Genomic DNA, 15572 nt, shown 5'->3' on the forward strand with positions numbered 1-15572 from the left:
TAAATTCTCTCTAGCATTTTCTGGCTCTCGGGGTTTAGGTCTCTAATCAATCTCATTGTATTTTCCTGCTGCTTCGTTTTTTTATGTATTATACTTCTTAATTTTTTATTTGGGTAATTAATTTTGCATGACTACTTAATATAGCTTCAAAGCGAGTTTTAGAAAAAATCGGCATGGATCTGATAGAAGCACGAGAGAAAGTCTTGGTCTGGAAATTAAGTAGGGTTTGCTGAAAAAGTTTGTTGGTGGGGTTAGGAGCCAGTTATCAGTTATCAGTTATCAGTTATCAGTTATCAGTTCACTGAGAAAACTCCCCACTTCCCCACTTCCCACACCCTACACCCCACACCCCACACCCCACACCCTACACCCCACACCCCACACCCTACACCCTCTTTCAAGTCAGTAGTCGGGGGGAAATCTGGAGTCAGAGCCTCGTCGATGCGATAAGATACTCTGGCTCTGTCTTTGCCAGTTTATGAGTTAACTAGGATTTCAGCGATTGCCTGGGAGATAGGAAAATAAGGAGGATAAAGTTCTAGCCAAAAAAACTCACCAACGGGATTAATTTCTAAAAAGATATAACGTTCATCTGGTGTGACAATCATATCAATTGCACCATAATTAAGACCGAAATATTTCATTAATTCAAGTAGTTGTTTTTCAATAGTTTTCGGTAAATCGTAGGGTTGCCATTGTTGATGTAGCGCTCTTCCCTCTTTTCGCCAATCGTAGATAGCGCCGTCTAATTGTTGGGAATTAATCGCCGCCGTAAATATTTGTTCACCGACGATAGTGATGCGTAATTCCAAAGCTTTAGGAATGTTTTCCTGAAAAGTCATGGGACAAAATTGCAAACCTTCCAAATTATCTAGGTCTTCCTTAGTAACAGGACTGGTAAAAACAACCATTTCCTCTTGCTTGTCTCCATAAATAGCAAATTGAGAAAGCATTTTAGTCACAATTCCCGTCGCTTCAAACTCCTGAGCAAATTGCTTGACAGCTTCAGGATTATTAGAAGTTAAAGTCCCCGGAATTAATAAACCTAATTGTCGCGCTACTTGTAACTGCAATTGTTTATGATTGGTCTGATCTACCTTAGCAATTGGATCAAGATGAAAGCCAGATAAACTAGCAATCATTCCTCGAATACTTAACCGACATTCCTTAAGAGAAGCTTCGCGAAATTGACTATCCATTCCATCGGGTAATTTTTGTCCGTATCTCATGCGCCGATACCAGACAGCAGAAACTTCTTTTAGCTCTAATTTTTGTTCTCCATCGGTAATAATTCCGCCTTTTTTATCGTCTGAGTAAAGATCAACTTTCACCTCTGTAGGGAAGCGATCCGTGTCAAAACGAAAGGCTTTTTTACCCATGGCTTCTATGGCTTTGATTACCAGAGGAATACTTTCATTATCGCGGCTAAAAGTAACAAGTAAAACGGTCATAAATCTCCTTGAAAACTTAGGATTAACAATTTTTTGAGCGCGAGCTTTGCCGATCAACCGAAGACTAAAAAATCAGCGATCGCATTAGAAATAGGTAAATCTAAATCCCGTTCTAACATTCCCCACTCACCACAGGGATTAACTTCTAAAAAAACGTATTCTCCCCCAGGAGTTAAGATAAAATCAAACGCCCCAAAATTCAACCCTAAATTAGCCATAAAAATCTGAAGTTGCTGCAATAGTGAATCGGGTAAAGTATGATGTTGCCAAGCACCCGGATCAATACCCGGTCTTCGCCAATCTACGGCAGAATTATTATACTGAGAAGATTCTAAAGCACCCACAAATGTCTGTCCATTAACCACGACAACTCTCAATTCTAATTGTTTGGGAATTTCCGCTTGAAAAACCATAGGACAATAACGTAAAGATTCCGCTTCCTCAAGGTCTTCTGCTTTCACCCTACTGGTATAAAGAAAAAATTCCGGCGATTCCATACTGTGGGCGATCGCAGTTAACAATTTACTCACCATTCTTCCCTGAACCTGGGAAAAAAACTCCCGGGCAGCATCAGGATTATTGGTCACTAAAGTGGGGGGGATAATCAAGCCAACTTCTGAGGCCAAACGAAGTTGTAATAACTTATTTTTAGCCCTCTCAATTTGCGCTAAATTATCTAACCAACGCGCTGACCTTAAACTATCCCAAAAACTAGCCAAAGTCGTCTGGGATTCTCGCACACAAGCCTCCCGAAACTGAGGATCTAAATCCGCTGTTATTTCAGGTTGCCAAATACGTCTTGTCCAAACAGATTGCACCTGTTCACTATCAATAGATTGATGGTTATAGGTTAATTGATAAAAACTTTTTTTCCCATTAAATTGGGCTGCTAATTGAACCTCTAAGGGAAATTTATCGGTATCTAAGCGAAAAGGTGTGGCTCCTTTTTTTTCTATCGCCTCAGCCACGCGGTCAATCGTGAAAAAATCGCCGCTATGGGTCAACAATAAAACAACTTTAGGCGATTCTTTCATATCAGTGGGAAATTCCTGTATTTAAATTTCTTTTTGTCTCTTTTAAGTGGCGACAAATTCTGGTTTAGTTGTCAGAATCGAATATTCGCAAGACTGGGGATTGTCCATCCGCTCTTGAGCATTGAGGATTTCTAACCCCACCACGTTCCCCCACTGGTCATAGTCGAGAATCACCCCCGGACTCTGCTCGTCGCTTTCTGCAATCGGCACATTACTTAAGGTGATTTTGAGAGCATCAACGACCGGATCATAGGTCACTTTCATGGCGTTCTCCAATATTTGCTGAACTACCTACACTTTTCTTGCGGGTAAGTGTAGGTTTTCTACCCAACAGATAGCGGAATCGTGGATTTCTTGCGTCCTCTCCTACCCTATCCGATTTCCAGTTGGCTGTCGTTATTATCGATCTGACTGTCTAACAGTATTTGCGTAGGTTTCCATTCCCCATCCATTGTTTGACAAGTGCATACCAACCATACGGATTGGTCTCCATCCCCGAACTCAAGGTGACAATCTTGGCAGGTTTCTTGGAAGTTTTGATCCCCGAACTGCAATTCCCCATCTATATTACCGATATGGTCACTAAGCCTCAGTTCGGTGGGCATCCATTCTCCATCGCGAGCTTGGCACTCAGCACTCAGGATTGTGCTGTTAGGGTCGTAGTTAATACTGCTGCAAGTGTGCGAAAAATTGGGCATGACAACTCTGTGTGTTAAAAAACAATATGATTCAGCATAGTGCCTTAACAGCCGACATTCCGCACATCTTCATATACTTTTATATATTTTTACATTCCCCAAGATGTTTTAACGAAAAACCTTGATTGTAGAAACTACTATTGAGAACATTTTCAATAATTGATTTTTTCTGAGAAAAAAATTGACAATTCTTCACCTTGATCAAAATCCATGATTGTAGCTATAATCCTTAGGGGCAAAGGATTGTAAGCAATATATTGGTAAAAATTATTAATTGAATGTTAAGAAGCGCGGAAAGTGGGTTTCCCACTCTACTAAATCTGCTCAAATATTAATTACCTAAGCAAAATTAATTATACATCTAAGCCGTCAGCTTTTTGCCGTGATCAGTAAACAGTAAACAGTAATCAGTAAAAAGATAGTAGGAAACTTCTATTTAATACTCCACACTTAAAACTCAAATCTGATAACTGATCACTGATAACTGATAACTGATAACTGATAGCTGCACGACTACTTAGTACAAACGCTTACGGGGGCGATAATTAGCCACGGATTCCACTAAACCCAAAGCGATAAAATTGGTTAATAAAGATGAACGTCCATAACTTAACCAGGGTAAAGGAATCCCTGTAATCGGGGCTAATCCCACGGTCATGCTAATATTAAGAATTGCCTGAAAAGCGATCATCGAGAGAACACCGATCGCTATTAAAGAACCGAAGTTTTCTTTAGCAGTATTAGCAATGACTAACAAACGCCAACAAACTAACCAGAAAGCTATTAAAACTAGAATACTGCCGACAAAACCGAATTCTTCCCCGACTACGGAGAAGATAAAATCGGTGTGTTGTTCGGGAATAAAATTTAATTGGGTTTGGGTGCCTTGGTGTAATCCCCGTCCCAATAATTCTCCGGAGCCGATGGCAATGCGGGATTGAATTAATTGATAACCTCCCCCCAAAGGATTCTTTTCTGGGTGAAGAAATAGGGTTAAACGATCTTTTTGATATTCTTTTAATAAACCCCAAAAAACCTCGCCTAATTTACCCACTGCCAGATTAGTTGCCACCACGATGAAAGTAGATAAAAAACGGTAGGGAAGGGTAAACCAAGCAAGCACAGCGATGATAATTGCTAAAACAATCCAAGCAGGAAAAAGTAAATTAAACAGAAAAACCGATGCGAGGGGAGATAAGAGGATAATCATCCAAGGCAGTTTCGCATTAGCCCAGTAAATCATGCCTAGGGTAATTGCCCCAAAGACTAATCCTGTCCCCAGGTCCGGCTGCGCCATAATTAACACCCAGGGGATGGCAGTGACGACAAAGACACGAGCGATCGCAAAAAGATTATCGGCGGGACGATGATGTAGGAGGGCTGCTAGGGTGATAATTAAACCTACCTTGGCAAATTCCGACGGTTGCACGTTAAAACTGCCGATATTAATCCAACTTTGCGCCCCATTCGCCGTCACCCCCAGGACAATTACCGCAATTAGGGAGAGATTGGTGAGAAGATAGGTTAACCAGTGCCATTTGAGCAGACTTTCGTAACGACAACGGGCCAGAAATAAAGCGATCGCCACTCCCACGGCCCCGAATAACCAGTGTTGCCACCAGTCGAGAGCAGTGGTATGTCTTTCGGCACTACGAATCATTAAACCACCGAAAACGGTTAAACCCGTCACCAAAACGAACAAAAGCCAATCAATTTGGGCTAGATCCCGGAAAATGAAGCTAAACTGTTCGTTAAAACCCCTTAGTTTCCTACTAATAAGGGACTGTCTTCTCACCATTTCTCTCCCCACATTTACTAACTAACTAGGGTTTGCTGAATAAATCTAAAAACATTGTTCGATAAGACTTTTAGACCTTTTTGAAATCCAAAAGCACCGGACATTGGAGTGATCGGGGGGAAAATTTAGGGACTTTTTCCCTGAAAATGGGTAAAACCCTACACCCTACACCCTACACCCCACACCCTGCCCCCACCGAAAAACTTTTTGCCGCAAACCCTAACTATAGGCTGCTACGGATACTTTCGCCGCCACCTGACGAGCGATCGCTATCAGGGCTTTAGCTGAGGCCGATTCCGGTTGCCCCAAAACTACTGGTACACCAGTATCACCGCCCTCCCGGAGGGATATCTCCAGAGGCACACATCCCAGTAAAGGAATGCCCAATTCTTGCGAGGTTTTTTCCCCACCACCGGACCCAAATAGATCATAGGAGCGATCGGGCTGATCGGGAGGGATAAAATAACTCATATTTTCCACGATACCCAAAACCCGCGCCCCTAGCTGTTGGAACATTTTTAAACCCCGGCGCGCATCAATTAAAGAAACCGTCTGGGGAGTGGTGACAATCACCGCACCCGCTAGGGGGACCGATTGAATTAAAGTTAATTGTGCATCCCCGGTACCGGGAGGCATATCGACGATTAAATAGTCTAAATCGCCCCAATTGACTTGATAGAGAAACTGACGGATAATGCCGTTTAACATCGGACCGCGCCAGATTACCGGTTGATCGGGGTTGATCAAAAAGCCCATGGAAACCATTTTGATGCCATGGTTGAAAGCGGGTTCCAATATCTCGCCATTTGCGCCCTGTACCGTCACTTGTGCGTCATTTAAGCCCAACATTGTCGGGGCGTTGGGGCCGTAGATGTCCGCGTCTAATAGCCCCACTTTTGCCCCTAAATGAGCCAAGGCGACGGCGATATTGACAGCCACGGTACTTTTTCCCACACCGCCCTTACCACTGGAAACGGCGATAATATTTTTAACCCCCTCCACACCTTGGCGATCGGGTAAAGCTTTTTGTTGCGGGGTTTCGGCAGTTACCTCCACGGCGACACTTTCCACCCCGGGCAGCTGTTTAACGGCTTTTTGGCAGTCTTCCACGATAAATTCGCGCAAAGGACAGGCAGGAGTGGTCAAAACTAGGGTAAAGCTAACTTTTCCGCCATCGATCGCCACATTGCGGATCATGTTCAATTCCACTAGGCTTTTTTGCAGTTCTGGATCTTGAACGGGACGTAATACTTCTAAAATCGATGCGGTATCAAGGGGCATGGTTTCAGTGTCTCTAGTCAAGTATTGTTCTTATGGTTATTTATCTTAACCTTGATGCCGGCACAGTTATCAGTGGGGAGTGGGGAGTTTTTTGCTGTGAACAGTGAACAGTGAACTGAAAACTCAAATCTGATCAGTGATCACTGATAACTGATCACTGATAACTGACTAAATCCTGCTATAATCTGATTGAATAAGTATAAAAATATTAATTGCTCGATCGCTAATTATGGAAGATACCCTGCCGCTTATTTACGTTTCTGGATTGCTAATTTTCGTGATTGGTTTAGGAATTTTTGTCATCGTGCAAATCTTTAAAACCCGTCGAGTGGAAGGAACCTTTAACAAGCTACAAAAGAAATTGCAAAAAGAAAAAGGTACAGCTAAAGAATACTATGAATTAGGGAGTCTTTATCTCGATAAAAAACTCTATGTTCAAGCATTGAGTTTACTACAAAAGGCTTTAAAAATCTCTGAGGAAGAAAGCATCGAACCAGAAAATCAAGCCCTAATCTACAATGCGATCGGTTTTTCCTATTTTGCTCAAGAACAATTAGAATTAGCGATTCGTAACTACAAAGAAGCCATTAAACTTTATCCTCAATACTCGATCGCTCTCAATAATCTTGGCAATGTTTACGAAAAGAAACAAATGGCTAAAAAAGCTCTCGAAACCTACGAAGAAACTCTCAAATTTGATCCTGATAATACCGTAGCGAAAAAGCGCACCGAATCCCTGCGTAAACGCTTTGCTGAATCGAAATAGTTTTGACTACTGATCAAATTCTTTTTAGAGATCGAAGAATCTTCGATCTCTTTCTTTATTTCAAGCCATAAAACAAGACAATTAAACTAGGGGTTAAAAACGTCAAAATTAAATTTAGGGGCGCACCCAAACGGGTAAAATCGAGGAATTTATAGCCGCCAGGTGCATAAACCATGGTGTTAGTTTGATAGCCAATTGGTGTGAGATAACTATTAGAAGCAGCAAAGGTGACAGCATACATAAAAGCCAAAGGATTTAAACCCAAAGTTTTCGCCACTTCCACGGCGACGGGAATCATTAACACGACGGCGGCGTTATTAGAGAGGATTTCAGTTAAAACTGAGGTAATTAGATAGAAGAAAACTAAGATCCAAAACCCGGAAAGATTGCCGCCGATAGCCACTAAATTATCTGCTAACCATTTAGTAGTTCCCGAGTTATCCATGGCAGTACCTAGGGGAATTAAACCCGCTAATAAAAAGATAATATCCCAACGAATAGAACCATAGACTTCCCCCGGTTTTAGACAGCCAGTAATTACCATTAAAACCACCCCAACTAAACTGGTGACGAGAATTGGTTGAATATCAAAAGCGGCAATAATAATCACCGACAAAGTAATTATTAAAGCAATAATGCCTTTATCCTGTCGCTGGGATTCAATTTCTTTTTCTTCTAAGACTAATAATTCCCGCGTGGTTTGTAAACCAATAAAACTCTGTTTTGGTCCCTGAACCAAGAGCAAATCGCCAAACTTTAAAGGAATTTTACCTAATCTTCCTTGTAGTAATTCCGAACCACGGCGAATCGCCAGAACTGTTGCGTTATAACGCTGACGGAATTTCAAATCTTTTAAAGTTGTCCCAATTAAACGGGAATTAGAGAGAATCAAAACCTCGGCTAATTTTTCCTCACCTGTAGTAATTACCGACTCAATATCTTCTTTCTGAAATTTGAGATCAGCAAAGATTTCTAATCCTCTTTCATCTTTAATTTTTAATAGTTCTTCCCGGCTACTGTGAACGATTAAAATATCGCCAGCATTGAGAACTTTATCGGCTAAAGGTTGGGGTAAATGTACCTTATTTCTGATTAATTCCAACACATCAAAATCAAACTTTCTTTGTAGTCCACTTTGAGATAAAGTTTGACCGATAAGATTAGAACGAGGGGTAACAATGACCTCACTCAGATATACTTTAGAACCGTAATCATCGTCTAAAAATTCCCCCGTGGAAGATTTGCGATCAGGTAGTAATTTCGGGGCAAAAATTGTTAAATAAATCAACCCTGCCAAAAAAGTTACTAATCCTAAAGCAGTGAATTGAAATAAGCTAAATTCCCCATAACCCAGCTTGGCAGAAATACCACTAGCGAGAATGTTAGTAGAAGTTCCCACCACGGTAATCATCCCCGCTAAAACCGTGGCGTAGGAAAGGGGAATTAATAACTTAGAAGGGGAAATTTTTTGTTTTTTACACCAATCTTCAACGATGGGTAAAAAGATCGCCACCACTGCCGTGTTATTAATAAAAGCACTAATCGGCCCCACCAATGCCCCTAAGACAAATACCTGTTGGTGGGGATTTTTGCCCCCCCAAACCAGCAAGCGATCGCGAATTACTTGAATCACTCCCGTGCGGGTAATTCCAGCACTAAGCACAAACATCGCCATCACTGTCACCGTGGCAGCATTACTAAATCCGGCGATACCTTCTTCGGGAGTAACTAAACCCAAAAGAATGAGGACAATCGCCACGCATAAAGCGGTTAAATCTACCGGTAGCCATTCCGCCACGAAAGCGACTAAAGCAACGACTAAAACCGTTAAAGTCAGAATAATTGGTGTTGGCATTGATTTATTTTTTCGTCATGAACCAGCGAATAAATAACTTCTCCAACTCAATCCAAACAAACATTAAGGCACTAAATCCAAAACAGATTAATAATTCTGTGCCACTAATCCATTGAGTGCCGAAGAAGCTTTGTAGAGGAGGAGCATAAATTAACAACAATTGTAGGATCGTTGTCAAGCCCACGGCGGCGATAATGTAAGGATTAGAGAAGGGATTCATTTGCACAGCTAACTGGGTATGGGAACGCACCGCCAAAGCATGACCCATTTGTGCTAAACAGAGGGTAGTAAATACCATGGTTTTCCAACGTCCAGGATCTCCGATTTCGGGGGTTGCTTGAGTATATCGGTAAGCCCAAGCCATCATAATAATGGTGAGAATGGCAAACACCACACCGATGCGAATCATATACCAACCCAACCCGCGAGCAAAAATGCTTTCCCGGGGGCTAAAAGGTGGACGTTTCATCACATTAGGTTCGGCGGGTTCCATTGCCAGAGCAAGAGCCGGTAAACCGTCGGTGACAAGGTTCATCCAGAGGATTTGCAAGGGAGAAAGGGGTACACCGCCTAAACCGAGCAGAGGAGCCGCTGCAATCGTTAAAACCTCGCCAATATTACTGCCGAGAATGTATTTAATAAAGCGCCGAATGTTGCTGTAAACCACGCGCCCTTCTTCGGTAGCGGCGACGATGGTGGCAAAATTATCATCCAGCAAAATCATATCACTGGCTTCTTTGCTGACATCGGTTCCCGTAATCCCCATGGCGATGCCGATATCCGCTTGTTTTAGTGCCGGAGCATCGTTCACCCCGTCCCCCGTCATGGCGACGAATTTGCCCTGTTTTTGCAAAGCTTGGACGATTCTCAGCTTATGTTCGGGAGAAACGCGAGCATAGACGCTCACACCATCTACCTCTGCCTCTAGGTCATTCTGAGACATTTTTTCTAATTCTTTACCCGTGATTACTCGCTCCCCGGGGGCAGCAATGCCTAATTCAAATGCGATCGCCTTGGCCGTTAATTGGTGATCTCCAGTAATCATAATCGGACGAATTCCCGCTTGACGACAGAGGGCAACCGCTTCTTTAACTTCTTTGCGGGGTGCATCGAGCATTCCCACCAATCCCAACCAAACCAGGGATTGTTCCTCACTATCTTCTCTTTCCGCTTCTGGCACTTCTGTCATCGGTTTATAGGAAAAACCTAAGACTCGTAGGCCATTACCCGCCATTTCGTCATTTTGTGCCAAAATACGGCTTCTTTGTTCTGGTGTTAAGGGTTGACTTTCCGCCCCAACTTGGATCAGAGAACAACGTTCGAGAATTAATTCCGGTGATCCTTTGGTAAACATTAAATAGGCAGAATCCCCCAAACCTAACTGGGCATTCTCACAGATTACTGACATTCTCTTTCTTTCGGAAGAAAAGGGAAATTCGCCTAAACGAGGGCTTTGTGGTGCCAATGCTTCCCGATATAGTCCTCCTTTACCCGCTAACGTCAGTAAAGCTCCTTCGGTGGGATCGCCTAAAATTGACCATTCTTGAGCTTTATTTTGCAAAAGTGCATCATTACACAGCACACAAGCCGTTAAAATTGCCTGTAGTTCGGGATCACTTTCACTAGCACCATTAAACTCACCGATGGGCGCGTAACCTTCCCCCGTGACAGTAATTGTCTGCTCGGAGGTATTAACTTTCTGCACCACCATTTTATTTTGAGTTAAAGTTCCGGTTTTATCGGAGCAAATCGTCGTTACCGAGCCTAAGGTTTCCACTGCCGGCAATTTACGAATTAAAGCTTGTCTTCTCACCATTCTTTGGGTTCCAATTGCCAATGTCACCGTTACCACTGCCGGTAAACCTTCGGGAACAACGGCCACAGCCATACTGAGGGAAGTTTCGAGGAATGATTCAAAAAACCGCCAACCAAAGCGAATTACACCCCCAAGGACGATTATAGCCACTAAAGCTAGGGAACCACTCACTAAAACGTTACCTAACTGCGACATTCGCTGCTGTAGGGGTGTGGGTTCACTTTCTACTCCTTGTAACATGGCGGCGATTTTACCGATTTCCGTATCCATTCCCGTCTTGGTAATCGCCACTTTCCCGCGCCCCTGTACTACTTCCGTACCCTGATAGACGAGGTTAATGCGATCGCCCAAAGAGGCATCTTCTGGTAAAACCTTCTGTGCTTGTTTATTCACCGATTCCGCTTCACCCGTTAAGGCAGCTTCGCGGATTTGCAGGTTTTGTGCTTCTAATAATCTGCCATCGGCGGCAATTTGTACTCCCGCTTCCAGTAACATGATATCCCCGGGGACAAGTTCCTTGGCCGCCACTTCAAAGGTGCTACCATTACGAATAACTCTAACTTTGGGCGAGGATAACTGCTTAAGGGCTGCTAATGCCTTTTCTGCCCGACTTTCCTGTAAATATCCTAAAATACCGTTTAAAATAACAATTGTAAAAATAGCGATTGCGTCTTTGGGAAATTCCCCTTTTTTCAGGTCCAAAACTGCCGAAACCACCGCCACGGCAATCAGCATCACTAACATAATGTTAGTAAACTGTTCCCAGAGAATCATTAACGGGCTACGTCCCCCCGTTTCTTTTAGTTCATTTAACCCGAAAATATCCTTTCTTTTAACAATTTCCGCCTCGATTAAGCCGGTTTCCCCATTGGTTCTCAGTATTTCTAGGGTTTGTTCCCCAGTTAAATTATGCCAAGCACGATTATTCTCTATTTCCGAGACTTGAGGTGACGTAGTGGGAAAAGTCATAGCGATCGATTGAAGAGGGTGTACGCGTGAACTAAAAAGGTAAGCGAATTAAGCTAATTACATATCACAATATCAGTTATCAGTTATCAGTGACCAGTTATCAGTTATCAGTGACCAGTTATCAGTTATCAGTGACCAGTAAGCAGTCAGCAGTTATCAAGGAAGTGGGGTGTGGGGAGAACAAAGCCGCCTCCTGCCCCCTGACTTCTCGATAATCTGAAAAAAAATGTAACGAAATGTGAAGTATAATGGCGAATGTGATAAAGACAAGACATTAGAGAGTAGATAGGAAACGATGCGAGTTGCGATCGCTGGTGCGGGACTAGCCGGATTATCTTGTGCGAAATACCTTGTCGATGCGGGACATACGCCCATCGTACTGGAACGTCGCGATGTATTAGGGGGAAAAATTGCCGCTTGGAAAGATGCCGATGGGGACTGGTACGAAACCGGTTTACATATCTTCTTTGGCGCTTATCCCAATATGCTGCAATTATTCAAAGAATTGGGCATAGAAGATCGCCTACAGTGGAAAGAACACTCGATGATCTTCAATCAGCCGGAAAAACCGGGGACCTATTCGCGGTTTGACTTCCCAGATATTCCCGCCCCAATTAACGGTATTGTTGCCATTCTTCGCAATAATGATATGTTAACTTGGGAGGAAAAAATTAAATTTGGACTCGGTTTAATCCCTGCCATTGTTAAAGGCCAAAGTTACGTCGAGGAGATGGATAAATATTCTTGGTCGGAATGGTTAGAGAAACAAAACATACCGCCTAGGGTAGAAAAAGAAGTGTTTATCGCTATGTCGAAAGCCCTAAACTTTATCGATCCTAACGAGATTTCCGCCACGATTCTACTAACAGCCCTCAACCGCTTTTTACAGGAGAAAAACGGCTCAAAAATGGCTTTTCTCGACGGTTCACCCCCGGAAAGACTCTGCCAACCTTTAGTCGATTACATCACCGCTAGAGGCGGCGAAGTGCGCTTAAACGCCCCTTTAAAAGAGATTATCTTAAATGAAGATGGCACAGTTAAAGCCTTCTTAATGCGCGGTTTAGACGGTGGGGAAGATTATCTTTTTGAAGCCGATCTTTATGTGTCTGCGATGCCGGTAGATCCTTTAAAAGTTTTACTACCTAAACCTTGGCAAGAAGATAAATTCTTTCAAAAATTAGAAGGATTAGAAGGGGTTCCCGTCATTAATTTACACCTCTGGTTTGATCGCAAACTAACCGACATCGATCATTTATTATTCTCCCGTTCGCCCTTACTCAGTGTTTATGCTGACATGAGCAACACCTGTAAAGAATACGCTAACCCCGATCGCTCGATGTTAGAATTAGTTCTCGCTCCCGCTCAGGATTGGATTAGCAAATCCGATGAAGAAATTATCGCCGCCACGATGAAAGAACTAGAAAAACTCTTTCCCCAACATTTTACTGGCGATAATCCCAGTCAATTGTTAAAATATCATCTGGTGAAAACTCCCCGATCAGTTTATAAAGCCACCCCTGGCCGACAAGCTTATCGACCTTCTCAAAAAACTCCGATCGAGAATTTTTATCTCGCCGGTGACTATACCATGCAAAAATATTTAGGAAGCATGGAAGGAGCCGTTTTATCGGGGAAATTAGCGGCAGCAGTGATCAGCAAAGATCACCCCGCAGCACCGCTAAACCCGAATAAAACCCAATCTACACCAGTGTCCAGCGCTCGTTAATTCTCTGGCTAGGGACTAATGACGAAAATGGCCTTGAGTGAGACAATGCTATATCATTAGCCACAGTTCGCCGTTAATCTAAGTCAATCATTCCGCCCCAGCAGAATGCTCCAATTGCCAAAACCGACCCACCCCACCAAACCCCTCGTCTCCCTTGCGGAGTCCTACGAACTCTGTCGCCGGATTACAGAGAAGTATTCCAAAACGTTTTATCTCGGTACTCTCCTGATGCCGAAAGCAAAACGTCAAGCGATCTGGGCAATTTATGTCTGGTGTCGTCGTACCGATGAACTGGTCGATGGACCCCAAGCCCGGTTAACTACACCTGAAACCCTTGATTTATGGGAAAAACAGCTAGAAACCGTCTTTTCTGGGGTTGCCATCGAGGATGCCGATGTCGCTCTCGTGGATACTCTAGAAAAGTTCCCCATGGATATCCAACCCTTTCGGGATATGATCGCCGGGCAACAGATGGACCTCTATCGCAGTCGTTATCAAACCTTTGATGAACTAAAACTGTACTGCTATCGGGTGGCGGGGACGGTGGGGTTAATGTCCAGCGCGGTGTTAGGATTGGAAGATGACGATCGCTCTGCCCCTTGGCGGCGCAATCAAAGCGTCTATATTCCGCAAGAAGAAGCGATCGATCTCGGTATTGCCAATCAATTAACCAATATTTTGCGGGATGTGGGGGAAGATGTCCATCGTGGGCGGATTTATCTACCTTTAGAGGATTTAGAGCGTTTTAACTACAGCGAAGACGATTTACTCAAAGGGGTTAATGATCACCGTTGGCAGGCGTTAATGCGCTTCCAAATTGAGCGGGCCCGTTATTACTACGATTCCGCCGAAAGGGGGATTCGCGCCCTTAATCCCGATTCCCGTTGGCCGGTTTGGGCGGCTTTACTGCTTTATCAAGGCATTTTAGACGTAATTGAAGCAAATAACTACGATGTCTTCGCCCGTCGTGCCTTCGTGCCTTTACCCAAGAAAATGCTCTATCTACCCGTGGCTTGGTTGCGATCGCAAGCCTTATAAAAATGCGACGGGTTTTGTCGCTTACCGACTCCACCCGTCGAGTCTTAACTAGGGTTGGCTGAAAAAGTCTTTCCTGGGGGCAGGGTGTGGGGTGTGGGGTGTGGGGTGTAGGGTTTTACCCATTTTCATCTGGTAAACTACCTAATTTTCAGGGAAAAAGTCCCTGAATTCTCCCCCTGATCACTACCATATCTGGTACTTTTTGACCTCCCCAAAGTCTAAAAGTCTTACCCAACAAGGTTTTTAGATTTATTCAGCCAACCCTAACTATTAACTTTTCCCAATTCAGCTGCTCAACTTGGGTTGGGTTTTTCAGCGCGATTTAGGAGTCACCAACCAGAAAGGTCCAGTTTCCGTGCAGGGAACATCTCGATCGGTTTCGTAAACCACAAGACCGTCTTGCCGATCCAAAACCAGGGCTTCTCCTAGACGGACGTAGGAGATAAACGGGCCAAGATAGCGGACAACAGGCTCATCGCTACAGGCCGGCAACACCCGATCGTTAAAATACTCCCATCCCACATCCTCGACGCTTTCATAGTAGCGGATGCTGAGATCATCGATCGCTTTCCCCGGAAAGCGGTCTTGGATAGCTGACCGGAGAAATTCTGGCAGCGGTCGATCGGGCGATAATAATGTTCCAGATTTCATGGCTTTTCCCCCTAAAACTAAAGGAAGCGGGAAACTCTGACAAATGCCGTCCCGATCGGAACTATTGGCTTCCGCTCCCCACCTCGGCAATTTTTTACTAGGGATGGGATCTGGCGCAGGGAGTCCCTTTGTATTCATTGTAACAAATTTCCCCAGAAGGGTTCGGGGCGATACGGTGAGAACAGTTTTTCTTGATTTTTCGTTACAAAGATTGACAAATTTATCCTTTTATTTTGGCGATAATAATAATTACCCGGCGACAAGCCCGAAAAAATAATGGAAACAGGGAAAGACGGACGAGGCTGGGACTAACTAGGGTTTGCGGCAAAAAGTTTTTCGGTGGTGGCAGGGTGTGGGGTGTGGGGTGTGGGGTGTGGGGTTTTACCAGTTTTGAGGTGGCCAATTACCTAATTTTCAGGGAAAAAGTGCCTAAATTTCCCCCCGATCACTCCCAGATCCAGTACTTTTTGATTGACAAAAGGTCTAAAA

At 43.7% G+C, this 15572-nt stretch carries 14 protein-coding genes and 1 pseudogene; 5 read left to right on the forward strand and 10 right to left on the reverse strand.

The features are described from left to right. Window positions 1-137: 137 nt before the first annotated feature. Both O9290_RS19260 and O9290_RS19265 read left to right on the forward strand, forming a co-directional pair. Window positions 138-233 (forward strand): annotated as a pseudogene (locus O9290_RS19260) (GNAT family N-acetyltransferase); the annotation flags it as partial. Continuing rightward, a complete protein-coding gene (locus O9290_RS19265) occupies window positions 227-409 on the forward strand; it encodes a hypothetical protein (protein ID WP_288057707.1) in 183 nt (60 codons plus the stop codon). The pseudogene O9290_RS19260 and the gene O9290_RS19265, both read left to right, overlap by 7 nt. 67 nt (window positions 410-476) lie before the next feature. Here O9290_RS19265 and O9290_RS19270 read toward each other — a convergent pair whose 3' ends face one another. From O9290_RS19270 to O9290_RS19295, 6 genes are all read right to left on the reverse strand, one after another. Further along, complete coding sequence (locus O9290_RS19270; RefSeq protein ID WP_288057709.1) at window positions 477-1451, reverse strand: MvdD family ATP-grasp ribosomal peptide maturase; 975 nt, start codon at window positions 1449-1451, stop codon at window positions 477-479. Between the two features lie 53 nt (window positions 1452-1504). Continuing rightward, complete coding sequence (locus O9290_RS19275; protein ID WP_288057711.1) at window positions 1505-2485, reverse strand: MvdC family ATP-grasp ribosomal peptide maturase; 981 nt, start codon at window positions 2483-2485, stop codon at window positions 1505-1507. Window positions 2486-2527: 42 nt separating this feature from the next. Beyond that, window positions 2528-2749, reverse strand: a complete 222-nt coding sequence (locus O9290_RS19280; protein WP_002796709.1) for a DUF2283 domain-containing protein — start codon at window positions 2747-2749, stop codon at window positions 2528-2530. Window positions 2750-2856: 107 nt separating this feature from the next. Then, a complete protein-coding gene (locus O9290_RS19285; RefSeq protein ID WP_002775566.1) occupies window positions 2857-3183 on the reverse strand; it encodes a mannose-binding lectin in 327 nt (108 codons plus the stop codon). Between the two features lie 517 nt (window positions 3184-3700). Then, entirely contained in the window at window positions 3701-4981 is a 1281-nt protein-coding gene (gene rodA, locus O9290_RS19290) for a rod shape-determining protein RodA (protein ID WP_002796708.1), read from the reverse strand. 219 nt (window positions 4982-5200) lie between these two features. Continuing rightward, window positions 5201-6262 (reverse strand): Mrp/NBP35 family ATP-binding protein, encoded by a 1062-nt coding sequence (locus tag O9290_RS19295; protein ID WP_002796707.1) that lies wholly within the window; start codon window positions 6260-6262, stop codon window positions 5201-5203. Between the two features lie 229 nt (window positions 6263-6491). On the opposite strand from O9290_RS19295, the gene O9290_RS19300 reads away from it, so the two are divergent. Next, the gene (locus O9290_RS19300) at window positions 6492-7028 is read left to right on the forward strand and encodes a tetratricopeptide repeat protein (RefSeq protein ID WP_288028216.1); all 537 of its coding nucleotides are present in this window, start codon (window positions 6492-6494) and stop codon (window positions 7026-7028) included. Between the two features lie 55 nt (window positions 7029-7083). Here the strand turns inward: O9290_RS19300 and O9290_RS19305 are convergent, their stop codons facing one another. Next, on the reverse strand, window positions 7084-8883 hold the full coding sequence (locus tag O9290_RS19305) for an SLC13 family permease (protein ID WP_288056573.1): 1800 nt from the start codon (window positions 8881-8883) through the stop codon (window positions 7084-7086). A 4-nt stretch (window positions 8884-8887) separates the two neighbouring features. Beyond that, window positions 8888-11668, reverse strand: coding sequence for a cation-translocating P-type ATPase (locus O9290_RS19310; RefSeq protein ID WP_288056575.1), 2781 nt, complete (start codon window positions 11666-11668; stop codon window positions 8888-8890). Between the two features lie 295 nt (window positions 11669-11963). On the opposite strand from O9290_RS19310, the gene pds reads away from it, so the two are divergent. After that, window positions 11964-13394: a 15-cis-phytoene desaturase gene (pds, locus tag O9290_RS19315; RefSeq protein WP_288028221.1), complete on the forward strand. Its 1431-nt coding sequence runs from the start codon at window positions 11964-11966 to the stop codon at window positions 13392-13394. A 105-nt stretch (window positions 13395-13499) separates the two neighbouring features. Beyond that, a complete protein-coding gene (gene crtB / locus O9290_RS19320; protein ID WP_002795540.1) occupies window positions 13500-14432 on the forward strand; it encodes a 15-cis-phytoene synthase CrtB in 933 nt (310 codons plus the stop codon). 312 nt (window positions 14433-14744) lie between these two features. On the opposite strand, the gene O9290_RS19325 is transcribed toward crtB, so the two are convergent. Together O9290_RS19325 and O9290_RS19330 are read right to left on the reverse strand one after the other, a co-directional pair. Then, entirely contained in the window at window positions 14745-15221 is a 477-nt protein-coding gene (locus O9290_RS19325) for a hypothetical protein (RefSeq protein WP_079209470.1), read from the reverse strand. 82 nt (window positions 15222-15303) lie between these two features. Then, a complete protein-coding gene (locus tag O9290_RS19330; protein ID WP_288087391.1) occupies window positions 15304-15486 on the reverse strand; it encodes a hypothetical protein in 183 nt (60 codons plus the stop codon). Window positions 15487-15572 lie beyond the last annotated feature (86 nt).

The organism is Microcystis sp. LE19-41.2A (assembly GCF_027530405.1).
Lineage (GTDB): Bacteria > Cyanobacteriota > Cyanobacteriia > Cyanobacteriales > Microcystaceae > Microcystis > Microcystis aeruginosa.